Annotated in this window: 23 protein-coding genes and 1 pseudogene; 19 read left to right on the top strand and 5 right to left on the bottom strand. The window is 54.3% G+C overall.

Going from position 1 to position 26,988, the window contains the following annotated elements; genetic code table 11:
- Nucleotides 1–3 precede the first annotated feature (3 nt).
- On the top strand, nt 4–867 hold the full coding sequence (locus RDM26_RS00595) for a serine hydrolase (protein ID WP_307737142.1): 864 nt from the start codon (nt 4–6) through the stop codon (nt 865–867).
- Here the strand turns inward: RDM26_RS00595 and RDM26_RS00590 are convergent.
- Nucleotides 864–1,664 carry an exodeoxyribonuclease III gene (locus RDM26_RS00590; protein ID WP_307737141.1) on the bottom strand — a complete coding sequence of 267 codons (801 nt, stop codon included), beginning with the start codon at nt 1,662–1,664 and terminating at the stop codon, nt 864–866. The genes RDM26_RS00595 and RDM26_RS00590 overlap by 4 nt on opposite strands.
- A gap of 41 nt (nt 1,665–1,705) precedes the next feature.
- Here RDM26_RS00590 and pyrE point away from each other — a divergent pair, with 41 nt between their 5' ends.
- The 12 genes from pyrE (at nt 1,706) to carB (ending at nt 14,884) form a co-directional block, all read left to right on the top strand.
- A complete protein-coding gene (pyrE, locus tag RDM26_RS00585; RefSeq protein ID WP_307737140.1) occupies nt 1,706–2,281 on the top strand; it encodes an orotate phosphoribosyltransferase in 576 nt (191 codons plus the stop codon).
- A gap of 2 nt (nt 2,282–2,283) precedes the next feature.
- Nucleotides 2,284–3,057: an SDR family NAD(P)-dependent oxidoreductase gene (locus tag RDM26_RS00580; RefSeq protein WP_307737139.1), complete on the top strand. Its 774-nt coding sequence runs from the start codon at nt 2,284–2,286 to the stop codon at nt 3,055–3,057.
- 3 nt (nt 3,058–3,060) lie between these two features.
- Complete coding sequence (locus RDM26_RS00575) at nt 3,061–3,690, top strand: TrmH family RNA methyltransferase (protein ID WP_307737138.1); 630 nt, start codon at nt 3,061–3,063, stop codon at nt 3,688–3,690.
- 55 nt (nt 3,691–3,745) lie between these two features.
- Nucleotides 3,746–4,768: a class II fructose-bisphosphate aldolase gene (gene fbaA, locus RDM26_RS00570; protein WP_307737137.1), complete on the top strand. Its 1,023-nt coding sequence runs from the start codon at nt 3,746–3,748 to the stop codon at nt 4,766–4,768.
- Between the two features lie 597 nt (nt 4,769–5,365).
- On the top strand, nt 5,366–6,352 hold the full coding sequence (locus RDM26_RS00565; protein ID WP_307737136.1) for a glycosyltransferase: 987 nt from the start codon (nt 5,366–5,368) through the stop codon (nt 6,350–6,352).
- Nucleotides 6,345–6,797, top strand: a complete 453-nt coding sequence (gene pssD, locus RDM26_RS00560; RefSeq protein ID WP_307737135.1) for a PssD/Cps14F family polysaccharide biosynthesis glycosyltransferase — start codon at nt 6,345–6,347, stop codon at nt 6,795–6,797. Before RDM26_RS00565 ends, pssD begins: the two co-directional genes overlap by 8 nt.
- A complete protein-coding gene (locus RDM26_RS00555; RefSeq protein WP_307737134.1) occupies nt 6,794–7,330 on the top strand; it encodes a hypothetical protein in 537 nt (178 codons plus the stop codon). Before pssD ends, RDM26_RS00555 begins: the two co-directional genes overlap by 4 nt.
- Nucleotides 7,331–7,395: 65 nt before the next feature.
- Entirely contained in the window at nt 7,396–8,571 is a 1,176-nt protein-coding gene (glf, locus tag RDM26_RS00550) for a UDP-galactopyranose mutase (protein ID WP_307737133.1), read from the top strand.
- Between the two features lie 3 nt (nt 8,572–8,574).
- Nucleotides 8,575–9,441, top strand: coding sequence for an ABC transporter permease (locus RDM26_RS00545; protein ID WP_307737132.1), 867 nt, complete (start codon nt 8,575–8,577; stop codon nt 9,439–9,441).
- A gap of 4 nt (nt 9,442–9,445) precedes the next feature.
- A complete protein-coding gene (locus RDM26_RS00540) occupies nt 9,446–10,213 on the top strand; it encodes an ABC transporter ATP-binding protein (protein WP_288292234.1) in 768 nt (255 codons plus the stop codon).
- A gap of 200 nt (nt 10,214–10,413) precedes the next feature.
- Complete coding sequence (carA, locus tag RDM26_RS00535) at nt 10,414–11,619, top strand: glutamine-hydrolyzing carbamoyl-phosphate synthase small subunit (protein WP_307737131.1); 1,206 nt, start codon at nt 10,414–10,416, stop codon at nt 11,617–11,619.
- Nucleotides 11,603–14,884: a carbamoyl-phosphate synthase large subunit gene (gene carB / locus RDM26_RS00530; protein WP_307737130.1), complete on the top strand. Its 3,282-nt coding sequence runs from the start codon at nt 11,603–11,605 to the stop codon at nt 14,882–14,884. The genes carA and carB overlap by 17 nt, the downstream gene beginning before the upstream one ends.
- A 287-nt stretch (nt 14,885–15,171) precedes the next feature.
- Here carB and RDM26_RS00525 read toward each other — a convergent pair whose 3' ends face one another.
- The 3 genes from RDM26_RS00525 to RDM26_RS00515 all read right to left on the bottom strand — a co-directional run bounded on the left by RDM26_RS00525 (nt 15,172) and on the right by RDM26_RS00515 (nt 21,173).
- Complete coding sequence (locus RDM26_RS00525) at nt 15,172–15,885, bottom strand: PspA/IM30 family protein (RefSeq protein WP_307737129.1); 714 nt, start codon at nt 15,883–15,885, stop codon at nt 15,172–15,174.
- Between the two features lie 71 nt (nt 15,886–15,956).
- Nucleotides 15,957–17,954: a TPM domain-containing protein gene (locus RDM26_RS00520; protein ID WP_307737128.1), complete on the bottom strand. Its 1,998-nt coding sequence runs from the start codon at nt 17,952–17,954 to the stop codon at nt 15,957–15,959.
- Between the two features lie 78 nt (nt 17,955–18,032).
- Nucleotides 18,033–21,173 (bottom strand): hypothetical protein, encoded by a 3,141-nt coding sequence (locus RDM26_RS00515; RefSeq protein WP_307737127.1) that lies wholly within the window; start codon nt 21,171–21,173, stop codon nt 18,033–18,035.
- A 158-nt stretch (nt 21,174–21,331) separates the two neighbouring features.
- Here RDM26_RS00515 and RDM26_RS00510 point away from each other — a divergent pair, with 158 nt between their 5' ends.
- The 4 genes from RDM26_RS00510 to RDM26_RS00495 all read left to right on the top strand — a co-directional run bounded on the left by RDM26_RS00510 (nt 21,332) and on the right by RDM26_RS00495 (nt 24,465).
- On the top strand, nt 21,332–21,709 hold the full coding sequence (locus RDM26_RS00510) for a cold shock domain-containing protein (RefSeq protein WP_307737126.1): 378 nt from the start codon (nt 21,332–21,334) through the stop codon (nt 21,707–21,709).
- Nucleotides 21,710–21,737: 28 nt separating this feature from the next.
- A complete protein-coding gene (locus RDM26_RS00505) occupies nt 21,738–22,511 on the top strand; it encodes a DUF3027 domain-containing protein (protein WP_307737125.1) in 774 nt (257 codons plus the stop codon).
- Nucleotides 22,512–22,634: 123 nt separating this feature from the next.
- A complete protein-coding gene (locus RDM26_RS00500; protein ID WP_307737124.1) occupies nt 22,635–24,110 on the top strand; it encodes a solute carrier family 23 protein in 1,476 nt (491 codons plus the stop codon).
- A gap of 151 nt (nt 24,111–24,261) precedes the next feature.
- Nucleotides 24,262–24,465, top strand: a complete 204-nt coding sequence (locus tag RDM26_RS00495; RefSeq protein ID WP_071128683.1) for an antitoxin — start codon at nt 24,262–24,264, stop codon at nt 24,463–24,465.
- A gap of 79 nt (nt 24,466–24,544) precedes the next feature.
- Here RDM26_RS00495 and serC read toward each other — a convergent pair whose 3' ends face one another.
- Entirely contained in the window at nt 24,545–25,687 is a 1,143-nt protein-coding gene (gene serC, locus RDM26_RS00490) for a phosphoserine transaminase (protein ID WP_307737123.1), read from the bottom strand.
- A 161-nt stretch (nt 25,688–25,848) separates the two neighbouring features.
- On the opposite strand from serC, the gene RDM26_RS00485 reads away from it, so the two are divergent.
- Complete coding sequence (locus tag RDM26_RS00485; RefSeq protein WP_307737122.1) at nt 25,849–26,535, top strand: iron dependent repressor, metal binding and dimerization domain protein; 687 nt, start codon at nt 25,849–25,851, stop codon at nt 26,533–26,535.
- A 267-nt stretch (nt 26,536–26,802) separates the two neighbouring features.
- Nucleotides 26,803–26,988, top strand: a pseudogene (locus RDM26_RS00480) (hypothetical protein); the annotation flags it as partial.

Here is a 26,988-nt window from a genome sequence, read left to right as displayed (position 1 = left end):
CGGATGGCTTCTGATCCAGTAGCTGCGGTGCTAGCGCAATTTCCTTTTCCGGTTTCCTGCGCGCTTTTTTCCTATGAATCTGCATCTTTGCCAGGGAGCTGTCAGCTACTTGGAAGCTGGGGTGACCAGGATAAAGTTTATCCTTGGATGTCGGTCACTAAGCTGCTAACTTCCCGCACTATTTTGGGGGCAGTAGAAAACGGAGTCCTCGATCTTAGCGAGCCCCTGCCACAGCTACCAGGAGTTAGCGAGCCCCGCCCGGTAAATGTCGCTGACCTGCTGGCGCACCGGGCCGGCCTGGGTCATGAAAAACGGGAGTTTACCCGTGCCCCCGGTAGCCGCCGGGTGTATTCCAATTCCGGGTATGAGATTCTTGGCGAACTACTCAGCCAGCGCTCCGGGATTCCTTTTACTGTCTGGGCGCAAGAAATGGTGTTTTCACCCCTGGGAATAAAACGCCAGCTGAAGGGATCGCCCGCCTGGGGAATGTACGGAAGCCTGCGGGAACTCTTGGCGTTTGCTTTCGAGGCCGCCTGTCCGCGTTTCCTCTCCCCAAAGCTGTTTGCTGCCTGGTCAGGTAGTGATGGGATGCAGCTTCCGGGAGTGGTGCCCGGCTACGGCTTTCACCGCGACAATGCCTGGGGATTAGGATGCGAAATCCGCGCCGCCAAAGATCCGCACTGGACGCTTCCTGATTCCAGTGAGCAAACTTACGGCCATTTTGGGCAATCCGGTTCATTTTTGTGGATTGATCCTCTAGCGAACCTAGGAGCGGTCTTTTTAGGGCAAGAGCCTTTCTGCGCCCTCCACAAGCAGCTATGGCCGAAATTAAACCGTGCCCTGCGGGAAGTAGCCCAAGCCGCTTAATGGTTCTTAGGAGCCACCTCTAAAATCACCGGTACGTGGTCAGATGCCCCTTTGCCTTTGCGTTCCTCGCGCAAAGACTGCGCTCCCGTGACCCGTTTTGCCAGGGCAGGGGAGCAATAGGCAAAATCAATCCGCATTCCTTCATTTCGAGGGAACCGCAGCTGTTTATAGTCCCAATAGGTGTACTGATCAAACAGGTCACGGGTAACTTCGGTAAATCCGGCATCCTCGAAAGCGAAGAAAGCCTCCCGCTCGGGTGCAGACACGTGGGTGGCGCCTGCAAACACTTCCAAATCCCACACGTCCTGGTCAAAGGGGGCGATATTCCAGTCTCCCATCAGCGCTATTTCCGCCTGGGAATCCCCCTCTAACAGCGAGGATGCGTGTTCGCGGAGCCGCGCTAGCCAGGAGAGCTTATAGCGGTAGTGAGGGTGAGCAAGCTCCCGCCCATTGGGGACATAGAGGGAAAAAACTTGCAGCCCGCCACAAGTGGCGCTGATTGCGCGCGGCTCCACTACCGGTTCTTTCCCGGGGTTAGCGTAGGCTGGTTGCCCGGGAAAATCTCGCTGCACGTCCTCTAGACCCACCCGAGAAATAATCGCCACCCCATTCCACTGGTTCGCTCCATGCACTGCGACCTGGTATCCGGCAGCGGTGAAAGGTTCAGCAGGAAACTGCGCGGGGCGACATTTGGTTTCCTGCATCGCCAAAACATCAATGTTTTCCCGCTCTAAAAATGCGCTCACCCGCTCATATCGGGCGCGAATCGAATTAACGTTCCAAGTTGCAATCCTCATGTGCTAACCATATCGGTAACAAAACCGATAAACTGAATGTCATGACCGCTAATGATTCTCAAAAGGCTCGTTTGGTTTCCTTAATCAAAGAGCTATCTGTTAAATACGGCGATTTCACGCTGGCCAGTGGTAAAAAATCCTCATTCTATATTGATTTGCGGCGTTCAACTCTGCATCATGAGGCTTCGGTGCTAATTGGGCATGTGCTGCTTGACCTGTTAGAAGAAGCAGGCTTTCTGCCAGAGGATATTGACGCAGTCGGCGGGCTGACGATGGGAGCCGATCCGGTAGCTTTCGCGATTATGCAAGCGGCGGCTTCGCGCGGGCTCGATATCGACGCGTTTGTGGTTCGTAAAGAAGTTAAAGATCACGGCATGGGGCGTCAGATTGAAGGCCCAGATATTGCGGGCAAACAGGTGATAATCGTGGAAGATACTTCCACCACCGGCGGCTCGCCTATTCAAGCAGCCCAGGCGGCAGAAAAAGCAGGCGCCAAAGTACTCTGCGTAGCGGTAGTGGTAGACCGTGGTGATGTAGCGAAGCAAAAGGTTAATCAGGCTGGCTGGAAATATCTGGCGGCACTAGATTTGGCAGATTTAGGAATCGAGGGGGATTAAAGATGTCATGGGTTTTAGTAACTGGGGCTTCCAGTGGGCTAGGGCTAGAGTTTTGTAACCAGTTGGCAGGGCGCGGACACAATGTGGTGATGGTTGCCCGTCGGGAAAATGTTTTGGTGACCGAGGCGCAACGCATCGAGAATTACTATGGGGTTACCTGTGAGGTTTTACCCGCAGACTTGGCTACCCAACCGGGGCTAAAAGCGGTTGCGCGCCGCTTGGCTGCCTCCGAACGCCCGATTTCGCTGCTGGTTAATAACGCTGGTTTCGCCCTGGCAGAAGATTTTGTGGACGGATCGGCCTCCCAACAGGTACGGGGGCTAAACGTGATGGTGAGGGCGGTAATGCTGCTGTCACAAACCGCGGCCTCTCGGATGCGCCGGCGCGGACGGGGTGCAATTTTGAATGTGTCCTCGGTAGCATCTGGAACGGCGATGGGAACCTACGCTGCCCATAAGACCTGGGTAGAAATCTTTAGTTGCGCCCTCGCCGAGGAACTGCGCGGCAGCGGAGTACAGGTAATGGCGCTGAAACCCGGCACTACCGATACCGGCTTCTTCAGTAAAATCACTACCAAAATCGAGGACGTGCCCACTATTGCCCGGCTAACCCCGGAATACGTGGTGGAACAGGCTTTGAATGACTTGGCGCGGGGCAAGGTAATCTCGGTGCCTTCCGTGATTTATAAGGTTATGGATTTCTTGACTTGGAAAGCACCCCGCTCCCTGGTGTGCCGGTTTACCGGTTACCTCCAGCGTGACCGTTTCCGGGTCTAGGGTATGGGTAACGGAGTTGGTCCATGGCCGGGAGGCCCGGAAAACTGGCCAGAGGGCGATCATTGGGATCCTGATTTGCTGGCGGGAGGCGACCGCCGGAATGTGGAAGATCGTTTCCGCTATTGGCGGCGGGATGCTATTCGCGATTTCCTAGATAGTGAACGTTTCCCGTTTCAGGTGGCTATCGAAAACCTCGACCATGATTTCAATATCGGATCCATTGTGCGTTCTGCTAACGCGTTTGGCGCAAACTCGGTACATATTGTGGGGGTACACCGCTGGAATAAACGCGGTGCGATGGTAACTGACCGCTACCAGCATGTAGACCATTTCCCAGACGCTTCTTCTTTTGCGCATTGGGCGCGGCAGAGCGGGATTACCCTGATTGGGATTGACAATGTTGAGTGTTCTCAGCCTCTAGAGGGCGCAGTTTTACCGCAGAGCTGTTGCCTGGTTTTTGGCTCTGAGGCGAACGGTTTGAGTCCAGAAATGATTGCGGAATGCGCGGCAGTTTACGAGATTACCCAGTATGGTTCTACCCGTTCTATCAATGTAGGAGCAGCTGCCGCCGTTGCCATGTGGGCGTGGGTGATTCAACATAACAAAACCGTGGGACACAAGACCCTGCAGTAAGCTTTACCTTGTGAGAGAATGAGACCCGTAAGAACTTTAGAAAAGGAGGGCCACAGTGCCAATCGCAACCCCTGATGTTTATAACGAAATGCTTAACCGTGCTAAGGAAGGCAAATTCGCCTATCCCGCGATTAACGTTACTTCTTCCCAAACGCTAACCGCCGCGATTCGTGGTTTTGCGGAAGCTGAATCTGATGGCATCATCCAGGTATCCTCCGGTGGCGCGGATTTCTGGTCAGGTTCCACTGTGAATGACCGGGTAGCTGGTTCCCTGGCCATGGCCGCTTATGCTCGTGAAATCGCCAAGGGCTACAACGTTACCGTGGCGCTGCATACTGACCACTGCTCGAAAGAGAAAATTGACGGTTGGATCCGTCCGCTAATGGAAATGGAAGCTGAAGAAGTAAAGGCTGGGCGTCTGCCTTTCTTCCAGTCTCATATGTGGGATGGCTCGGCAGTACCGCTAGATGAGAACCTGGAAATCGCTAAGGAAATGCTAGAGCTATCAGTTAAAGCCAACACCATCCTGGAGGTTGAAATCGGGGTTGTCGGTGGCGAAGAAGACGGCGTTGTTGGGGAAATCAACGAAAAGCTGTACACCACTGCTGAAGATGGTCTAAAGACTATTGAAGCTCTAGGTTTGGGTGAGAAGGGTCGTTACATTACCGCTTTGACCTTCGGGAACGTACACGGCGTTTACAAGCCCGGTCACGTTAAACTGCGCCCAGAAATCCTAGGCGATATTCAGAAAGAGGTCGGAGCTAAAGTCGGTAAAGAAATGCCGTTCGACCTGGTAATGCATGGTGGCTCTGGATCTAGTGCCGAGGAGATCGCTACTGCGGTTCGCAACGGTGTTATCAAGATGAACGTAGATACCGATACCCAGTATGCCTTCAGCCGTCCGGTAGCTGACTGGATGATGAAGAACTACGACGGGGTTCTGAAGATTGATGGCGAGGTCGGCAACAAGAAGCAGTACGACCCGCGTTCTTGGGGCAAAGCTGCCGAAGCCGGTATGGCGGCGCGCGTAGTTGAGGCTTGTGAACGCCTCGGCTCGGTCGGCACCAAGATGAAGTAACTTTGCTGTTTAGCTAGTTACCTAAAGATTCCAGGGTAGCACTGGCGGATTTTCCGCCAGTGCTACCCTTTTTTCTTGCATTTTATTACCGAGACTTAGTACCGGAAAAAATCGCCCTCCCGCGACGAAATCGCCCTCCGGGGACAAAACCACCCTCCGGAAACGAAACCGCCCTCCGGGGACAAGACCACCTTCCCGCGACGAAATCGCCCTCCGGGGACAAGACCGTCCTCCGGGGTTGTGTTTTGGGGGCTAGGTGAACGTGTTTTTATTGGCGCTGGAGGGTGTTTTTGTCCCTGGAGGGTGCTTTTGTCCTGGGCGGGCATAATTGCTCGCTTTTCTTCCTAATATCTGACGAAATCACCCTCCAGCGACAGGATGACCCTCCCTAGTTGTGTTGGAGCCGCTAGATTCGGGTCTTTTTCCCGGCGCTGGAGGGTGTTTTTGTCTATGGAGGGTGTTTTTGTACGGGGAAGGCGATGTGGTATTTGATCCGCGGGTAGGGGAGGACACAAGTGAAAATAATTTAGACGATCGCTGTTTGGGTATTTCGCCGCTTAGATATGATGGAAAAAACTAACCAAAGGAGATATGGCAATGGGCGAAGAACGTCAGGTATCTGCGGTGGTAGTAGCTTATAACCGCGCTAAACTACTTCGCGAATGTCTGGATGCAATCGCCGCGCAGACCAGGCCAGTCCAACGGGTAATCGTGATTGATAACGCTTCAACTGATGATTCTGCACGTATTGCCCAACAGCACCCGGTAGTTGACCGAGTAATACAGCTTTCAGAAAACACCGGCGGGGCAGGTGGTTTTTGTGCGGGAATCGCACACGCTCTTGCCTATAAAGAGCTGGAAAGCCAGGATTTCATTTGGATCATGGATGACGACACCATTCCTACAGCGGATGCGTTAGAACAACTGCTAATAGCCGGGCAGACTTATCCCGGCTCCCCAGCGCTCCTGGCATCAAAGGCACAGTGGACAGACGGTAGTGAACACCCCATGAATGCCCATCGGGAAAGACCGCTAGTATCACCGGACCGCAAACAGGTCGCCCGGAGTCTGGGAATGCGCCAGGTACGTGCGGCCTCCTTCGTGTCGATACTGGTAGAGGTAGCACAGGTGCGCAGGAGCGGTCTGCCGATTGCTGATTACTTTATTTGGAATGATGACTTGGAATACACCGCCCGGCTGCTGAAACACCGGATCGGATTGTACGTACCAGCTTCGGTGGTAGTACATAAAACCCGCGCTGCCGCGTCCGCTACCGATGATCCCGGGGATCGTTTTTATTACGAGACTCGCAATAAAATTTGGTTCCTATTGCGGTCGCGGGGATTACTACCTCTGGACCGGCTACTTTACGGCGGTTCCACGATCGTGCGCTGGTTCAGAATGTGGCTATCCAGCGGGGAAAAGAAAAAGATGCTGCGCCTGGGAGTAAAAGGAGTAACCGATGGGGTGCTATCTGGGCCGCGTCCTAACGAAGAGGTTTTTGCGGCCGACCCGGAAACCGCGAACCTGGTTGCCGCCTGTGAAAACGCTGCTCAGGTGAGAACGGATAAGAACCATGGTTAAAGTTCTTTTTGCTGGCTCCTCCGGCGGACACCTAGCCCAGCTCTACACCTTAAAACCCTGGTGGAAGCGGCAGCAATCCCTGTGGGTGACTTTCGAAACTCCCGATGCGATCTCCCTTTTAGCTGATCAGAAAGTTGTGTGGGCACAGCATTCACCCGACCGTAATCTACGGGACGTATTTCGTTCGCTGCGTCTAGCCTGGAAGCTTCTACGTTCTGCTCGCCCCGAACTGGTGGTTTCTGCGGGGGCTTCCCTGGGGACAGTTTTCATTGCACTAGCGCGACTAATGAAGATTCCCACTATCTATATCGAGGTCTTCGACCGGATCGAAATTCCCTCGCTATCAGGTAAGATCTGTTACCGCTTGGCAGATCGCTTCGCCGTGCAATGGCCTGAACAGTTGAAACTTTATCCGGGTGCCACCGTGATCGGACCGCTACTATGAGTGAAAGTGCCAATGTAAGCGAAAATAATAACCGCGAGTTTCAGGCTGACTACCTGTTTATGGTGGGAACGCACCATATGCCTTTTGACCGTTTAATCCAGATGGCGGATCGTTTCGCTCGCGAGAATCCGGATGTGTCCGTCCTGGTGCAATACGGAACTTCTCATCCTCCGAAAGAGGCGAACGGGCGCGAAAACCTTAGTCACCAAGAAATGGACGTCCTGGCAGAGAACCTAAAAGGAGTGGTTTTACCGGGCGGGCCTTCTCTGATGATGGAATGGTTGCGGCGCGGTTTTCTGCCCGTGATCGTACCTCGCGACCCGGAACTGGGTGAGCATATTGACACTCACCAAATCCGGTTCTCTGACTTCATGCGCAGGCGCTCGCTAATCGCCCTCGCCCATGATTATGAGCAGGTAAAAGCGGCTTTAGCGGATCCTCAACCCGTATCTGCAGCTCAGCTAGAAAAGATCGATAGTGCCGGCGCAGTTAGAGCCTTCGAAAAACTAGCCTCGTCACTGCTGGTAGATTAATTTTTAGTTTTCAACACGGTAGGATTGAGGGAGCTGTAAACGCACGCAAGACAAGGGGAAGCCACGTGAATACCGATTTAGTGATTGTCGGATCCGGACTATTTGGTCTAACCATGGCAGAACGAGTCGCCAATGATTTAGGTCGGCGGGTCACCATAGTTGAAAAACGTGATCACATCGGCGGAAATGCCTACTCTTACCGTGATGAGGAAACCGGTATTGAGATCCATAAATATGGGGCCCACCTGTTCCACACTTCCAATGAGCGGGTATGGGAATACGTCAACCGCTTCACTGCATTTACCGACTATGTCCACCACGTATACACCAATGTCGGGGGCGAAGTTTTCCCCATGCCGGTCAATCTGGGAACCATTAACCAGTTTTTCCGCGCTGCGTATTCTCCCGATGAAGCTCGCCAGCTAATTGCCTCCCAAGCTAGCGCGATCCGGGGCGAGGACGCGGAAGAAAATTTTAGAACCAAAGGGATTTCCCTGGTAGGCGAGCCCTTATTCGAGGCTTTCTTTGAGGGGTACACCGCGAAACAATGGCAAACTGATCCGCGGGATCTTTCGGCGGCTATCGTGTCGCGCTTGCCGGTGCGTTACAACTATGACAGCCGTTATTTTTCCGATAAATACGAGGGACTTCCTCAAGAGGGGTATGCCGCTTGGCTAGAAAAAATGGCGGATAACGATCTTATTGACGTGAAACTATCGACCGACTTTTTTGACACCTCGCAACCTTTCAACCGCGATGCCTGCATTGGGCAGGTACCGGTGGTTTATACCGGTCCGGTAGATAGGTTCTTCGACTACCGCTTCGGGGAGCTCGGTTGGCGTACCCTCGATTTCGATTGGGAGACGGTTGCTACCGGTGATTTCCAGGGCACATCGGTGATGAACTATGGCGACCGAGAAGTTCCTTACACGCGGATTATTGAGTTCCGGCATTTCCATCCGGAGCGGGATTACCAAAATGAAAAAACGGTGATTGCCCGGGAATATTCGCGCACTGCCGGTAAGGACGATGAGCCCTACTATCCGATTAACACTGCTCGTGACCGTCAGCAGCTACTGGAGTATCGCGCCCTACGTGATCAGTTGCCCCACACCCTCTTTGGAGGACGTCTGGGCTCCTACAAATATTTTGATATGCATATGGCGATTGCTTCTGCGCTTTCCCGCTATGACAATGTGGTGAAACCTTATTTCACCGGGCGGAAGACGGATGGGGAGTAACTAGTGAGTGTCAGCACTGATTTTACCCGGCCGGGTACTTCTCGCGGGTTATTTGAAGTATTCCGTAAACAGTACTTGCTGCAACTACTAGTGCATAAAGAACTACGAGTACGTTATCGGGGTTCGATACTGGGGATGCTCTGGTCTTATGCCAAACCCGCAACCCAATTCCTGGTGTTTTATTTTGCCATCGGGGTGTTCATGGGAATGAACCGGAACATTACCAACTATGTGGTTTACATGTTCGCCGGCGTGGTAGCAGTCAACTATTTTTCTGAAATCTTTGGTAACTGCACACGGTCTTTAGTGCAGAACCAGGATTTGGTGAAAAAGATTTATTTGCCACGGCAACTTTTCCCGGTTTCTTCCGTGTGGGTTGCGTTTGTGCATTTTGTGCCGCAAGTGGTGATTTTGATTACTGGAAGCCTGATTTTCGGTTGGCGACCGGGGATAGATAATCTACTGACAGTGCTGCTGGCGTTCGTCATTCTCACGATCTTTAGTTTGGGGCTCGGGCTGCTTGGCGGAGCTTTTAACGTGCTGTATCGCGATGCCGAGAATTTCGTAGATTTGATTTTAATGGTCGCTACCTGGGCTTCTCCGGTGCTTTACAAATGGTCAATGGTTTATCACGTACTGGGAGACTGGCAGGGAGGATGGCTGTGGTATGTCTATCAGCTGAACCCCTTAACCACGGTAGTGGAACTTTTCCATTACGGATTTTGGATTCCCACCCAGGGCGTCACCGAGAGCTTCCCGGACAACTTTTCGTTAATCGTAGTGGCTTCTACCCTGATATCAATCCTGTTGCTGCTAATAGGGGATAAAGTTTTCCGCCACTATGACGGGCGTTTCGCCCAGGAGCTGTAAAAGCATGGCCAATAAGAGCGTGAAAGTAGACCCTGAATTAACCCAAGCTGATACGGTGATAACCGCACAAGACGTGGTTAAAGACTTCACTATCCGCAACACCCACACTTTGAAAGATATGTTGGTGTGGTCATTGACCGGTAGGCGCGGACAGATGCGCGACCAATTCCGCGCCCTCGATCATGTTTCTTTCAATATTTCCGCGGGGGAAACCGTGGGGCTCTTGGGTTTCAACGGATCCGGGAAATCAACTATGTTGAAATTAATTTCTGGGGTAATGCAACCCTCGGCCGGAGCCGTAGGGGTGCGGGGGAAAGTTGCCGGATTAATCGAGGTAGGTGCCGGGTTCCACCCTGATTTAACCGGCAGGGAAAACATTTTCTTGAACGGTGCCATTCTGGGGATGGCCCGCGAAGAAATCGAAACCCATTTTGATGAAATCGTGAATTTTTCTGAGATTCATGAATTCCTAGATACCGAAGTCAAGTTTTATTCTTCGGGAATGTTCCTGCGGCTAGCGTTTTCGGTGGCAGTTCATACCGACCCGGATATTTTTCTGATTGATGAAATTCTGGCGGTGGGGGATGAGCCCTTCCAAAAGAAATGCCTTGATCGCATCTCGCAACTGTCTGAGGCGGGAAAATCACTGGTGATCGTCAGTCACGATTTAGACTTGATGGGACGTTTTTGTGAGCGCGGGATCGTGCTGAAAAAAGGCAAAAAGGTGCTAGATGGCCCCATCAATGATGCGGTTAAGCTAATGCGTTCCTAGGCGAAACGCTAGCTACTTTGCAGTGTCTTACGGGCGGTTAGCTCTCGTGTCCGCGTGCTGGTGAAAAAATCACGTCCAGATAGTGCCTTACGGTATGCTTAGAGGCAGTGAAACTCTTAACCATTTGCTCGCGCCCGACCGGTGCGGGCAATTTTTCTATACGCCCACGTTTAGGCGAAGCGTAGATAAGGAGTAATCGTATGCAGCAGGACTCCTCGGACCTGGCCTTAATCGTGCTGGAGGACGGGTTCATAGCGAAAGGCAAAGCCTGGGGCAAGCGAGGACGCGCCCTGGGGGAAGTAGTGTTCGCGACCGGGATGACCGGATACCAGGAAACTTTGACCGACCCGTCCTATCACCGCCAAATAGTTATCCAAACCGCTCCCCATATCGGAAATACCGGGGTAAACGAGACGGATCCGGAGTCTAGCAGAGTCTGGGTAGCCGGATATGTGGTGCGTGATCGCGCCCGGCGGGCTTCCAATTGGCGCGCTACCGGCGACCTAGAAGACCTATTAAAGTCCCAGGACGTGGTGGGTATTTGCGAGGTAGATACCCGCGCCCTCACCCTGCATTTGCGCGAAGCCGGCGCCATGCGGGGTGGAATCTTTTCTGGTGATGCTCTCCCGGCGGGGGCTGCCTATCTTGACCAGGCAACCTGCGAGCTTTTGGTGTCAGTTGTGCGCGACCAGCCGGTGATGGCAGGAGCGGCGCTGGCTGCTGATGTGAGCACCCCGGAAAAATACGTAGTGGAGCCCGCCGGTGAATATGCAGGCAAAGAACCTTTAGCGGTGGTGGCTGCCCTAGATTTGGGGATTAAATCCCGCACCCCCGAGCAGATGGCGCTGCGCGGAATCCAGGTGCATGTGTTCCCGCAGGACTCCACATTTTCCGAGATCATGTCGGTGAATCCCGATGGGGTGTTTTTCTCTAACGGACCGGGCGATCCGGCCTCAGCAGACCACGAAGTAGCCCTAGCGAGGGCGGTGCTGGACGCGGGGCTTCCCTTCTTTGGAATCTGTTTTGGAAACCAAATCCTAGGGCGGGCTCTCGGGTACGGCACCTATAAACTCGCCTACGGTCACCGCGGGGTAAACCAACCGGTGGTAGACCGTGAAAGCGGGAAAGTGCAGATCACCGCCCACAACCACGGTTTCGCGGTAGATGCCCCGGCTGAACAACCTTCGGTGGCGCCTTTCGATGGCGGACGTTACGGGCGGATAGAGGTATCTCACCTGGCTCTAAACGATGGGGTAGTAGAGGGGCTGCGCGCCCTCGACCTGCCGGCTTTCAGCGTACAGTACCATCCGGAGGCAGCGGCCGGTCCCCATGATGCCCAATATCTCTTTGATAAGTTCCTAAGATTAATGCAGGAAACGAAGGAAAAAAATGCCACGCAGAACTGATCTAAAATCTGTCCTAGTTATTGGTTCCGGGCCGATCCAAATCGGCCAGGCCTGCGAATTTGACTATTCCGGGAGCCAAGCCTGCCGCGTGCTCAAAGCGGAAGGGTTGCGAGTCATTCTGGTTAACTCCAACCCGGCAACCATTATGACCGATGCGCAAATGGCGGACGCTACCTATATTGAGCCGATAACCCCGCAGGTGGTGGCGTCGATTATTGAAAAGGAACGTCCGGACGCTCTGCTGCCTACTTTGGGGGGACAGACCGCACTGAACACTGCGATTGCCCTTTCCCAAGATGGCACCCTGGAAAAATACCAGGTGGAGCTAATCGGTGCCAGTGCCCAGGCGATTAACGCCGGTGAAGATCGCGAAGAGTTCAAAAAGGTAGTACACCGCTGCGGAGCGGAAGTGGCACGTTCTTTCATCGCTCACAACCTGGCAGATTGTAGAAAAGCCGCCGAAGAGTTGGGATATCCGCTGGTGGTGCGCCCGTCCTTCACTATGGGCGGCATGGGTTCGGGTATTGCCTATAACGAACAGGATCTGATCCGCATCGCCGGAGGGGGCATGGCTGATTCCATCACCTCCGAGGTACTGCTGGAAGAATCGATTCTGGGGTGGAAAGAATACGAACTAGAGCTGATGCGCGACAAGGCCGATAACGTGGTCGTGGTCTGCTCTATCGAAAATGTTGATCCGGTAGGGGTACATACTGGCGATTCCATAACGGTGGCACCGGCGCTCACCCTAACTGACCGGGAGCTGCAGAATCTGCGCGATATTGGGATTAACGTGATCCGGGAAGTAGGGGTGGATACTGGCGGATGTAATATCCAATTCGCAGTGCACCCCGATACTGGTCGGGTAGTAGTCATCGAGATGAATCCCCGAGTGTCTCGCTCCTCCGCCTTGGCGTCGAAAGCTACCGGTTTCCCGATTGCGAAACTGGCTGCAAAACTGGCGCTCGGTTACACCCTAGACGAGATTCCCAACGACATTACCGGTTCGACGCCGGCTTCTTTCGAGCCCACTTTGGACTATGTAGTGGTCAAAGTGCCGCGTTTTGCTTTCGAAAAGTTCCCGGCCGCTGACCCCACCCTAACTACCGCTATGAAGTCGGTGGGCGAAGCGATGGCGCTGGGACGTAACTTTACTGAAGCCCTACAAAAAGCTCTGATTTCCTTAGATAAAGCCGGCACCTACTTCCGCTGGGATACCCCGCTTTCTTCCTCAAAAGAGGAGCTATTAGAGCAGGTCAAGACACCTACGGAAAAGCGTTTGATCCAGGTGATGGACGCGATCAGGGCAGGGGCGAGCCTAGAAGAACTCTATGAAGCTACCAAGATTGACCGCTGGTTCCTAGACCAACTGTTCTTACTGGACGAGGTCGCGGAAGAAATCCGGGAAGCCGAAGCGATTAGTCCTCAACTGTTGACCAAGGCGAAACGTCACGGTTTCTCTGACTTGCAGATTGGGCAGATTCGCAATGTATCCGACCAGGTGGTGCGGGAAGTTCGCAAGGCTTTCGGGATTCGTCCGGTTTACAAGACGGTAGATACCTGCGCCGGGGAATTCCCCGCCCAAACCCCCTACTATTATTCCAGCTATGACCTGACCAGCGAAGTTAAACCGCGTCAGCGGCCGGCAGTGATTATCCTGGGCTCCGGTCCGAACCGGATTGGGCAAGGGATCGAGTTCGATTATTCCTGTGTGCACGCCACCCAGGAACTGCAATCTGACTATGACACGGTGATGGTTAACTGCAACCCGGAAACCGTTTCCACGGACTACGATATTTCTTCCCGCCTCTATTTCGAGCCACTTACTTTCGAGCATGTGATGGAGATTTACGAGGCCGAATGCGAGGCCGGATCGGTAGCGGGGATGATTGTACAGCTCGGGGGGCAAACCCCGCTGTCATTAGCTTCTCGTCTGCAGGCGGCCGGGGTTCCGATTGTGGGTACCCCGCCCAGCGCGATTGATGCCGCCGAAGACCGCGAACTCTTTGGTCGGGTGCTGGAGGAGGCAGGGCTGCCCGCTCCGGCGCATGGGACTGCTACCACTCCGCAGCAAGCCTTTGAACAGGCCGAAAAGGTCGGTTACCCGGTTTTGGTGCGTCCGTCCTTCGTACTGGGAGGACGGGGAATGGAGATCCTGTATTCTCGAGAAGAACTCGATTCCTATCTGCAGCGTTACAACCTGTCTGATCCTACGGTGATGACCGGGCCGCTGCTGATCGATCGCTTCCTAGATGATGCGATCGAGATCGATGTGGACGCTCTTTATGATGGTCAGGAGCTATTCTTGGGCGGAGTAATGGAGCATATCGAGGAGGCCGGGATCCACTCTGGAGATTCTTCTTGCGTGTTGCCCCCGATTACCCTGTCGGACGCGATTATTGCCCATATTCGCACCTCGACTGAGAAAATCGCGGCGGGAGTAGGGGTACGCGGCCTGATCAATATTCAATATGCCCTAGTCAGCGGGGTGTTGTATGTGATTGAGGCTAATCCGCGAGCCTCGCGCACGGTACCTTTTGTAGCCAAAGCGACCGGAGTGCCCTTAGCGCGGGCCGCTGCCCTGGTGATGATGGGGGCTTCGATCGCACAGCTTAAGGAGCGCGGTTATCTGCCCGCAGATGATTCTGATTTCGCTACCCCGGGTCGTCCGATCGCGGTTAAAGAAGCGGTGCTACCGTTTAAGCGTTTCCGGGATAAAGATGGCCGGATCGTGGACACAGTTCTCGGTCCCGAAATGCGTTCTACCGGGGAAGTCATGGGGTATGACCGAGATTTCCCCACCGCCTTCGCCAAGAGCCAGACCGCGGCCTATGGAAATCTACCCGCTAAAGGAACTGTGTTCGTATCGGTTTCTGACCAGGATAAACGCGCCCTAGCCTTGCCGGTGTCGCGCTTATTTGATTTAGGGTTCTCCATCATGGCAACTGCAGGTACAGCTGCTTTGCTGCGCCGCTACGGGATTCCGGTTACCGAGGTGCGTAAAGCCAGCCAAGGACGCGGCCCGAACGGGGAACAAACAGTAGTGGATATGATCCGCGCAGGCCTCATCGATATGGTGATCAACACCCCCGGCACTTCCGGGGCGAGGGCGGATGGTTACGAAATCCGCACCGCCACTACTGCTGCAGATAAACCGATCATTACCACCATGTCCCAGTTCCAGGCAGCGGTGCAGGCGATTGAAGCTACTCGTGACCGCTCCTATGGGGTCTGTTCGCTGCAGGAATACGATAAAGCTAAATAGTAGTTTTTTGCTGGGTGCCGCCGCCATCGGGCTGTCGATTGGCCTGATAGCGGGGCGCTGGGCGCTGGACGCCGGTGGGGGAATGCTGACCCATAGGGACAGGGGCAGCCCCCCTAGATTTACGGATTTTTGGTTCCGGAAAATACTGACGCAAATCTTGAGATGTACTTGGTTATGAATCTAGTAGAGCAAAACTTGACCTGTATTTGCCGTACAAACACTTGCTGGCGCCAGAAATTGTTTCTGGCGCCAGCAAGGAGTATTACAGCTATTGGCGGGGGTGGGAACTATTTGTTCTTCAAAGCCGCTAGGCGAGCCTCAATTTCTGCGGAAGAACCGGATTTTTCCAGTTCCGCGAACTGATTTTCTAGTGACTCAGAAGCCAGCTCGGCGCGTCCTGCTGCCAGCGCTTCCTGCTTGCGGATTTTCTCCTCGAAGCGATTAAGCTCGCTGGTGGGATCCGCCAAGTTAAACTTTTCCGCGGTTTCTTGTACCTGATTTTGAGCCTGGGCGGTCTTTTGTCGCGCCACCAGTTGGTCACGCTTGACTTTAAGATCTTCTAGCTTGGTCTTCATCCCGGCCAAGCCCGCCTTGAGCTGCTCCGCCATATCTTTTTGGGAAACCAGCAGCGGTTCTTGCGCGTTAACCTGCTGTTCAAAATCAATCTGCTTGCCTAGAGCCAGACGCGCCAGATTATCGAGGCGTTCTGCCTCGGCCGTATCCCCGTTAGTACGCGCTTCTTCCGCTTTCTTTGACGCTAAAGCCGCCTTTTCGCCCCACTGGGAGGCGGCGGAGCGATCATCTTCTAAATCTTTCTCTGCCAACCGCACATTCCCTACAGTCTGGGCAACTGCGCTCTCTGCTTCCCGTATCGAGTTGGTATAGTCTCGAATCATCTGGTCAAGCATCTTTTCGGGATCTTCTGCCCGGTCAAGGAGCGCATTGATATTGGCTTTCGCCATATTGGTAATCCGACCCAGAATTGTTTGTTTTTCTGCCATGGTTCCTCCTACTATTGGTTGGTTTTGTCTAATAATTACTGATTCTACTGGAAATACTGTCCACTGGCGGGCTAAAACTTTCCTCCGAAGCCACCCCCGGAGGTTCCACCGCCGAAGCTACCGCCGAAGCTACCTCCGAAGCCCGATCCGCTACCGCCCCCAAAACCGCCGCCGAACCAATCGGAGTTGCCGGTGCTTGAACCCCAACTGGTTCCGCCGCCGAAGCCCCGTCCCCCGTTTAAGATTCCGCCTAGGATCATTCCGGTTAGGAAATCGCTGCTGTTTCCTGCTGGCCTTCCATCCCAATCGTTGCGGCGCTCTCGGTAGTCGGTATTGGCACTCTCGCGGGCTTTATCGGCAGCTTCTCCGGCTAATTCTGCTAATTTGATCCCGGTATCTCCCTGAGAGGCCTGTGCCTGCTGGTAGAGGGATTCGGCGCGCGCCAGATACTGGCGAGCATCTAAACCGACCGCACCGCGGTGACTAGAAACGTAGCTATTTGCGCTAGCTATCCGGGCTTGCGCGCTAGCTAAAGCCGTCTGTAATCTGGCCGCAGCTTTCTGTTTTTGTTCGCTATTTTGCCGGTGTGGTGCGAGTGCTTGATCCAAGTCGGCTTCGGCTTGGGCAATTGCCGATAAAGATGCGAGGGGATCGCCCTGACCATCGCGGGCTTTCAAGCAGTTATCAATCGCGGTCTGTGCGTTAGCGCAAAGGGTTTGAAAAACTGACTTGTCTTGTAAATTCAGGCGTTTTACATCATCTAGGTCTGAGGAAATAGAAGTCACGGCCTCCAGTAGCGACTGCTGCAAATTCGCCAAATGGGTCTCGGCCTCAGAAACTTCCTCTATCAAGGTGCGAGCCTGGGCGATTGCCCGTTCGGCGGTTTGTACCTGTACTTTCACGCTCGGCGAGCTCTCCTCGCCCTGTAGGGGTTCCAAAGTTTCTCGCGCAGCCCCCAAGAGGTTGCTGACCTGCTCGGGCGCATCATCCAGTGAGGTCAATACCGCCTGGGGGTGGGTCTTATGAAGCGCCGCTATGATGGCGGGAAGCTGGCTTGCCTGGGTTTGTAACTCGGCTATCAAAGATAACTGGTTCTGAATTCGGCTAGGTAACGAATCTAAAGATTCGCGCAGCCTCGTCAAGTTCTCTGTCTGCTGCGCTAACAGCTCCAGGCAGCGTTTAGCCTCGCTGGAAGCTGCTTGTGCCTGCTGGGATTTTTGGATACCCGACAGGGAATCTAAGTCCCGCAACTTCTCCATAGCGCTATCTCGCGCCTGACTCGCCTGGGCTAAAACCTGGGCATATTCCTCAGTTTGGGCTGTCCCTAGCTGCATTTTCGCGAACTCTAGTTCTTCTTTTGCACCCCGGACAGCATCGTCAGCGGCCAAGACATCTACGCCCGCCTGTTCTACCAGCTGCTTATCCGAGGCGGCCTGCCTGGTTTTTATTTGATCGCGGGTCTTTGACTGTTTGCGGGCAAAGACCATTATGCCGATCCCGATCCCCGCTACCACCAGCACTAACGCTAGCGGCCCGAACCAGCCACCCGTCCCCGCGGATTCTTCCCCACTTACGGCACCGCCCAAATCAGAGGAGGACGAGGCCGCGCTAACCGCGAATACTTTAACTGCTTGATCCCAATTACCTTGGGACAGCAGGGGTTCTATTCCTTGAACTATGCGATTTTGCTTATTCTCGCTTATGCGCACATTAGCAGCAGGACAAATATAGTAAGAACGCTCTTTTACCGCGATAGCTAACAGCACGCTTTGGCTATTGCCTGCTGCCTGCTCCCGGCTTTTCACGCACCATTGCTGCGCGCTTAACGGCGAGAAGTTATCGGTGAGGGCGGCATAGATCTGATAGCCGGAGCTGGAGGCTCCAGCTAGCGTTTCCTCTACTTGCTCCGAGTTTTCCAGATAGTCAGCCGGATCCGATAGATGTTTATCGAAACTGCTGGCGGGAGGGGACGCTAGCGCCAGGCTCACGGGCGCAACTACCGTGACGGTAACGACCAGCACTGCCAGGAAGAATATCAGTAAGCGTTTACGGAATTGAGCTACGCACATAGCTAAATCCTATCGGCAAGTGGAGGTTAAAGCTCGTCCAATCAGAAAGATTTAGCTTTTATAAGCGCCTTTGCCCACTTAGCTCCGCTTCACTACATCGTTTTCGGCTAGACGCAGAGCTTGCTCGGTTTGTTGCTGCGCGCGTTGCAACAGTCGCAAAGCCTCCTGCGGATCATGGTTACCTGGTTGGTCAAGACGGGTTAAAGTTCGATTCGCCAGGTCTAGCATGGTGCGAGCCGCCACTCCCACTTTCGCGGTATGAACCCCGATATAGTCATCGACAGCCGCCATCAAAATTGCGACCTGCTCGCTGAGAGGCTCAACTTTTTCCGCAAAGGTCAACGCGGACTCAACTTTTGCAGCGGCGCGGAGAGCTGCTTCTTCCGCATGTGCTTGTCGCGCGATCTTTTGTGCCTGTAACAAGAGATTCTCGGTACGTACGGTAGCTTTCAGAACCTCGTTTTCTTGTCCGGCGCGATCCCTAGCCTTCGCGTCCTCGATGAGGTTCTGAGCCCGAGAAAGTAGTTTGTGGGCTCCCATCACATCGTTACCAATACGCGTGGCCTTTTGGGGATCAACGTTTTGGATACGTTCCACAATCAACCGGCATCTGACCAGGTCTTCCCGGCAGGTCACGATTTCCCGCTCGAACCTTAAAAGGATCTCGTTCAACGGGGTTTGCTGGTGATACAGATTAGTAAAGTGGGTGATCTGATCGCGTAGCTCCCGCAGCGGCCCGGGCAGGTTACCGGCTACGATCTGCTGATCGATAGGACGGGACTGCAACTGGGCAGTAGCGAACTCGCCAAACGCAGCCCGTACGCTATCTTGAGCGCGAACTAACGCCAAAGCAAAAGGTTGAGTTACGGTTTTTCCTACCCGCTGCTGGGCGAGCGTCAGTTTGCTGGCTCCCTTACGAGCCCAGGAATCTGCCTGGCGCAATACTTTCGTAAAGTCGGGTTGCGGGCGCGCTTCTTCCCGGTGGGAAGTTTCTGGCTGAGCCGGCGAGGGTTTCACGCTTTGCTTCGCTACTCTAACGGGTTGCGCTGGCACCTGCGACGGAGCAGGGGAGAGCGCGGCCCCGTTCGCCATGGCCGGTGCCTGTCCCGGTACTTGCCGCGACAGCTGTCCGGGTGTCTGTGGTGATACTTGCGGGATTGCCTGCGGAGATATCGGTGGCAAAGAGCGGGCAGTTATATGGTTAATTGCAGGAGCCATTTTCGGTAGCGTGGGCACCCCGGATTGTCCGCGCTGATGGGCGGAAGAAGCGGCATTATCTGGTGCCTGCCGGGCGAAATCATCGGAGGTGCGGGAAGTAACTGCCGGCGCGTAGGCGGCGTGAGTTGCTGCCTGCGAACCTACCTGAGGGCCGGAAGTATCCCCTTTATCGGGGACAGCGCCCTGGGGCGCAGCCGGTGCAACCGGAGAAGCGACAGCCTGCGGCGGCAGCGGAGAGGCAAACGCTGGGGCTGCCTGCCCCTGATCGCTAACGTTTGCTGGCAGGGGGCTAATCTGCGGCTGAGTTGCGTGCGGGGTTTGCGCGGTGGCCAAGGCCTGTTTTCTTGACTGCTCTTCCCGGAAACGAGCAGCTGCCTGGGCACGGGCTTTGGCTCGAGCGATCTCATCGCGACGCTCTTGGCCATAATCTTTAATCTGTGCAGCCGAAGTAACCTGGGTGTCATCGTCATTGGCCTGTGGAGGCAAATAGGTAGTTTCTCCAGGGCGCAGCACCGAAGAATGCCGCTGCGGCGTCGCGGGATTCGCGGCTGCGGGCGTCACAGGCGAGCTGGCGGCCGGAGTGTAAGGCGCGTTTGCTAGGGGAGGAGTCGCCGGAACTTGCCCGGGAACCTCTGGAGTTAAGCCCATCGATTCGGGACTAAATGCGCCCGGTTGTGCTTGCGGTAGTGGCTCTGCTTGCGGGGACATTACTGGTTGTTCCCCAGATAATGCCGGAGCTGGTGCGGGCACTTGCGCTAGCCCCGGCTCTTCGCTTTGATGCGGTAGTTGCGAGGAAGTGGGCGCTTGCACTTGGGGTGCGCGAGGTACCTGGTAGAGCGCGTTGGCCTCGGTGTTGGTGGTAGCGTGCGGCCTCGTGCGTGCTAAAGCGATCTGATCCAGTTCTGCCAGCGAAGGAACTTTTCCACCCGGCTGCTTATCCAAAGTGCCCGGAACGCCGGTGGGAATAGCTGGATTTGGTTCCTCTGCCTTAACCTGCGCTGTTCCGACGGCGGGGGGTAGGTTAGATTCCTTGTTCACCAGACCGGCATCAGTGCTAGGCTCCTGCAAAAGCGTAGCTGCCACCGGCTGGGAGGACGCTGTACCCGCAAAGTTTTCCGAGTCGGCCGCGGCAATGTCGGGATTATCGCCTGGTGTCTTGCCGGACTTAATCTGCTCGGACTTAGGTTTAGACGAGGATTTATCTTTGCGCCCAAAGCGTAAACGGAACTTGCCTTTGCTAGGCTGCTCATCCTGGTGATCGTCCTCGTCAAACGCGGACACTTTCGAAAATTCTTTACTTACCGATTCCTGAGAGTCGGTTGCTCCGCCTTGCAAGTTCCCTACCGCGGAGGAGGGCAGCTGGCTCCGCGAATCCTGCGACGCGAGAACTTCCGCCGAGTCACCCGAAGTATTATCCTCGGTTCGATCTTGGGCTTTCCTACGTGCCCGGAGTACGCGGGAAATCACGATAATTACCACGATCAGGGCAATCAGAAAAGCAATCATTGCCCAAGGGGCAACCGCCAAGCCTGAGCCCATTTCTGGCGCTTTCACTGAGAGCGCATCTAGGTAAGCTAACACTGCCTCCGGGTATTTTTGTTGATTCAGCAGGGGAACCATTTTTTCGGAGGCAATAGCAGACAATTCTTCTTGGGAGAGTTTCGCCGCATTATCCGCAGAAGCTAAATACATGGTCTGATTAGGGTTATCAGCCACTATCGAGAGCATGTAGGATCCCTGCGGGGCGCCTGATTTTTGCAGAGCCATCAGATTCCAATTGCTGACAGTGTCATTGGAATATTCAGAGGGGAACGCCACATACACGTGTAGCCCAGAACGATCCAAAGAAGCTAACCGCTCCTTAACCTTGTCGGCCTGCCTCCCAAGTTTGTCGCCAGGATCATATACATGATCGGAAATCGTGGGCGGTTCTTCGGCGTGTGCGATATTTCCGGCGACTGTGAAACTGGCGAAAAGCGCTGTTAGAAGCACTATCGTCACAAAACTGATTCTCTTTAAGACTTTCACTTAAGTTTCTCCCTAACTAATGAGGCTAGCCCGGAGCGGATTAAATCCTCACTTTGCATTATCATATGCAAAGAAGTGGGTTATATGTTGCCTCATGTAACCTAGATTAAGAAAAAGTAGGGGAGAAATCAGTGCCAACCGGAAAAGTTAAGTGGTTTGATGCCGACAAAGGGTTCGGGTTTATCACTGCGGAAGACGGCTCGCAAGTATTTTTACATGCCAGCGTGTTACCTGTTGGCGCTAAACCTCCCACGGCGGGAACGCGGGTAGAGTTCTCAGTTGCCGACTCCCGCCGCGGCCCGCAAGCCCTATCGGTGCAAGTGTTGCAACGTACGCCCTCGGTGGCAAAAAATTTGCGGCGCAAACCTAAAGACATGGTGCCGCTAGTAGAAGACCTGATTAAGTTATTGGACGCCTCCTCCGGACATTTGCGGCATGGACGCTACCCGGATAATGGCGGAAAGATCGCGCAGCTGCTGCGGGCGGTTGCCGATGATTTCGATGCCTAATGGCGGCGGTGAACTAAGAAAGACGCACATGAGTGAAACTACCCGGCGCAAAGCGGGAAAAGTAGATACGGTTTTGGCCAGCGCGGTCGATATTGCCCGCGAAGGGCTGGCGCCTATTGCTAAGCCGGAAGAAATCGGACAGCATTTGGGCGCTACTAGCGAAGGTGAACGCCTGGCCACCCACAGTTTTGAATGCCTAAAGCCCGGTTACCGCGGCTGGCACTGGGTGGCAGTCTTAGCGCGGGTGCCGCGAGGACGCAAAGCCACAGTTTGTGAAATCGACCTATTGCCGGGAGAGGACGCGCTGCTGGCACGCCCCTGGGTGCCCTGGGCAGAACGCCTGCGCCCTCAAGACGTAAAACGCGAGGACGTACTGCCATACGTTCCCGATGATGACCGCCTAGACCCGTCCTATGCCGATACCAGTCCCGAAGATTTGGATCGCCGAACCGTGGAGGAACTCGGTCTTGGCCGTCCCCGGGTGCTTTCGGCTTGTGGGCGTGCCCAGGCCGCTAAGCGTTGGTATCATTCGGAGCAAGGGCCAGCTCGCAGGGGATTGACCCGCAAAAGGCTCCCGGAAAACACCTGTTCTACCTGCGGATTCTTGCTAAAGATGGCGGGTAGTATGCGCACTATGTTCGGGGTGTGTACCAATGAATGGTCGGTCGATGATGGGCGGGTAGTCTCTATGGATCACACCTGTGGTTCCCATTCGGAAACCGATGTGAAGGTGGACACTTCCCCCTGGCAACCCACTCCGGCGCGACTGGATGAACTGGATGTAGAGCAGGTGGAAATTTAGCGCCTACCGGCAAACGCCAAGAGCTAAGGGACTAGCGGGCAGAGCTGCAACTAAGTTGCGCATAGCGGGCATGATTGGAAAAACCCTGAGAATCTTCCGATAATGAGCCTGTAAGTAACTCCTATGCCCCTGGTGGCGGATTGGAAAGTTATCTTGTCTTCTCAAGATACGGCGAAAAAGCCGGATAGTTCCCTAGATCGTTTCTTTAAAATCTCGGAGCGTGGCTCCACCATTGGGCGGGAAGTCCGTGGCGGATTGGTCACTTTCTTCGCTATGGCCTATATCTTGGTGGTTAACGCCGCGATTTTGGGCGTGGCAGCCCCCAAAGATATAAGCCAATCTTCAATCGCTGCCGGCACCGCCCTGGTCGCCTGCGTGATGACCCTGTTAATGGGGCTAGTCGCTAACTTCCCGCTGGCGGTAGCATCCGGTATGGGACTAAACGCCGTGGTAGCTTTCACTTTGGCTAACCCCGAGGCTTTAGGGCTCAGCTACCAAGAAGCAATGGGACTGATCTTTTGGGAGGGTGTGGCGATCACCATCCTGGTGTTGACCGGTTTTCGAGAAGCCGTGTTCAAAGCGGTTCCTGCGCAACTCAAAACCGCGATCAGTGTGGGTATCGGGCTGTTTATCGCGTTTGTCGGGCTGATTAATGCGGGGATTATTCGTCCCGGGGGCACACCGGTGCAGCTGGGGGTCAACGGATCCCTGGTGGGATGGCCAGCGCTAGTGTTCTGCTTCGGTTTGATCGTGATCGTGGTGCTGTATGTTCGCAAAGTCCAAGGCGCGATACTGATCGGGATCGTAAGTGCTACGGTTTTGGCATTTATTGTGCAAGCTTTCACCCATTTGGGTTCGCGGGCAGCCGATGAAGAGGCAGTATCTGCCTGGGCATCCAATGTTCCGCAGCTTAAGGGATCCCCGGTTTCCCTGCCTGATCTTTCCACTATCGGCGCGATTGATTTCTTTGGCCCCTTCACCAATCCCCACACCACCGCGGTGGGGGTAGTGTTGCTGATTTTCTCGCTCATGCTGGCGGACTTCTTCGACACCATGGGAACCATGGTGGCCGTAGGCGCAGGCGCACACCTACTTGACGAGGCGGGCAATCCGCCCAAGACCCGCGAAATCCTGCTGATTGACTCGCTTTCCGCCATGGCCGGGGGGCTCGGCGGAGTTTCCTCTAACACCTCCTTCGTGGAATCTACCTCCGGGGTGGGCGAGGGCGCGCGTACCGGTTTGGCTTCGGTAGTCACCGGCCTACTGTTCGGGCTGTCTATGTTCATCGCCCCGCTAGTGGAGCTGGTACCTGCCGAGGCGGCCTCGACCGCCCTAGTGTTTGTAGGCTTTTTGATGATGGTGAATGTGCGCGATATTGAATGGACGCGGGCGGACGTAGCGATTCCCGCCTTCATGACCATTATGATGATGCCGTTCGCCTATTCGATTACCGTCGGTATCGGGTTCGGTTTCATCACCTATGTGGTGGTAAAGATTGCCTCCGGACGAATTTCGCGGATCCACCCCCTCATGTGGGTGGTTTCCATATTGTTCGTTATCTACTTCAGCCTCGGGCCCATCCAATCCCTGCTGTCATAGCCATGCACTGATTATTTCCTATATTCGCCTAGCACTATCTGGGGGTAATACCGAGTGGGTATTACCCCCAGATATACTTTTATAAATACATTCATTGGGGAAGCGGGGGCTGGTTCGATATTGGCTATATTTATTATTGAAAGTACAGTTCATGAGGAAAGAATACGATTTTAGCGAAAGCCGGGTTAATCCCTATGTGGAACGTTTACGCAAACCGGTCACTATAAATCTCGATGTCGCCAACATTGACTATTTCAAGTCAGAGGCTGCGCGTACCGGAGTTCCTTATCAAACCATTATCAATATGTATCTGACGGAGTGTCGCACTCAAGATAAACACCTGGTGTTTGCTTAGCGGGCGCAGTCACGTGGCAGGCGCAACAAGCGTGCGACAGGGTTAAAGGCGTGCGACAGGCCTAGGGGACGCACCAAGGTTAGAGGCGGTCGATTACATAATCCAGGCAAGCGGTTAGCGCCTGAGTGTCTGCGACCTCGATATTAGGGAAACAAGCTACCCGGATTTGGTTTTGACCCAATGCGCGGTAAGGATCAATATCCACAATCCCGTTAGCCCGCAGCTGCGCAATTACCGTATCCGCATCAATATCTTTAAAATCAATCGTCACCACTACCGGGGACTGCTCCAGCGGATTCGAGATATAGGGGCAAACCTCGGGTCGGGAAGCAGCCCACTCATAAAGCACCGCCGAGGACGCGCGGGTGCGTTTCTCCATAGCTGCTAGGCCGCCCTCTTCTAGCATCCATTGCACCTGGTCTTCCCATAAAATCAAGGTGGAAATTGCCGGAGTGTTTAAAGTCTGGTTCTTAACCGAGTTCTTCAGTGCCACCGAAAAATCCAGCACCGGCGGGATCCAGCGGCCGGCACCCGGGTCTGCTTTTATTTCTTGCGCCCGTTCCTGAGCGGCGGGGGAGGCCAACGCCACCCACAGCCCGCCCTCGGCCGCGAAACATTTTTGTCCCGAGAAGTAATACACGTCGGTCTGCGAAATGTCGACCTGGACTCCACCCGCAATCGAAGTTGCATCTACCAGGTTTAATCCCCCCGCGATCCTCTTTATCGGGCTGAGGGCGCCGGTAGAAGTCTCGTGCGCCGGATAGCAATAGGTATCGATTCCCTCTTGCTCGCTGCGCAGTAGCGCAATATCGCTCGCGGTTTCCTGCCCCTGCGCCCTCGCCGAGATGCCCCCCAGTTCAATCGCGGGGTCTTTAAGATGTGGCGCGCCGCTGACGGTTTCCGCAAACTTGGCGCCAAAAGAACCGAACACGGCGTGGGCAGAGCGCTCCCTAATTAAAGAGGACGCCGCCACTGCCCAAAAAGTAGTGGCTCCGCCATTGCCGAGCACTACCTCGTAGCCGTCGGGTAAGGAGAACAATTCTTTTAGTCCCCCGCGCAGCGAACCTACCAGGTCTTTAACTGGGGCTTGCCGGTGCGAGGTGCCGGGCAGATCACTGGCTGCAACTTTCGCAAGTGCGGTTTTTCTTATTGAGCTGGGACCCGCGCCAAATTTTTTGTTTTCAGGTAGTAAATCTGCGGGAATGCTAATGAAGTTCTCCATAGGGAAAACCTTACTCTAGGTGCATAAATCGTTGCGAATCTAGTCGCTATGGTTCTAGATAATGCAGCGGAAAAAGAAAATATATCGGCTAGCGGGTTAACCTGAAAGCGGGTAATTGCGCGGTGACAGCTCCCGCGTACGGCACAGCATAAGGGGCATTAATGAGTGACCTGGTTGATACTACTGAAATGTATCTAAAAACTGTCTACGAGATGCTAGAGGACGGAGTTCCGCCTCTGCGTGCCCGCATCGTGGAACGTTTAGATCATTCGGGGCCCACTGTTTCCCAAACTGTTGCCCGTATGGAACGTGATGGTCTGCTTTATTTGACTGATAATCGCCGGATCGAGTTCACCGAGCAGGGGGTGGAGCTAGCGCGGGAAGTAGTGCGTAAACACCGTTTAGCTGAGCGCTTGTTATTGGATCTGATCGGTCTGGACTGGGTAATGGTTCACGATGAGGCTTGTCGCTGGGAACATGTAATGTCCGACGCGGTAGAGATGCGCCTGTTGGATCTGCTACATCACCCGTCTACGGATCCTTATGGCAATCCGATTCCCGATGGGCATGACAGGATTGAAGGGTCGGGGACTTCCGTTTCTCAGATTGTGGAACAATACGGCGGCATTGTGGCTACCAAGATTGTGCGAATCGGTGAACCGATCCAAGCGGAGCCCCGGATGCTGGCATTTTTTGATGAAGCTGCTATTTTACCTGGTAAAGAGGTGAATCTGCAGCCTGATAACGGCCGGATTGCCGTTATGGGGGTCGACACGGAAAAAACTGTGTTACTTGACACGTCCCGGGGGCAACATCTGTTTGTCGAAGGAGTTTCCAATAGAGATTAGGTCTGTTTAATGCAGGTTTTGAGCTGCGGTAATGGCGGATTTTTGCGGTTTATTTTCCGGTTCTGAGGGCGCGTGCTTTTGTGGGGCTGACCACTTGGGTGTTGAGGCACGGTGAAACATTAAAAAATTTTCGTAACCAAAACGTGACATTCCGTTATCGAAGCATTATATTTAGTTACGACCAATCGGCCAGAGGAACTGCTTGAGTAGCTACCGAAAAGTTTTCCGGCCGAAAGCGAAATAAGCACTTTTAGGAGAGCTCTCATCGTGACTCAGAAACTTCAGGCGCGTCACCGCGCTCCGAGCCGTCCCTCTACTCCGGTTTCTCAAGCTGCGAAATCCCTGTTTTCCTCCGAAAATGGCAAGCGTTTGTCGGCGCTCGCTGGTTCGGGGGTTGCGCTGACAGTAGTGGCGGCGGCCGCCGTTCCCGCCCGGGCAGATGCCACCGTGGCC

It is taken from the genome of uncultured Varibaculum sp. (assembly GCF_902489465.1).
GTDB lineage: Bacteria > Actinomycetota > Actinomycetes > Actinomycetales > Actinomycetaceae > Varibaculum.
Note: the sequence above shows the minus strand (reverse complement) of the source record. Positions and strands in the feature narration are given on the sequence as shown.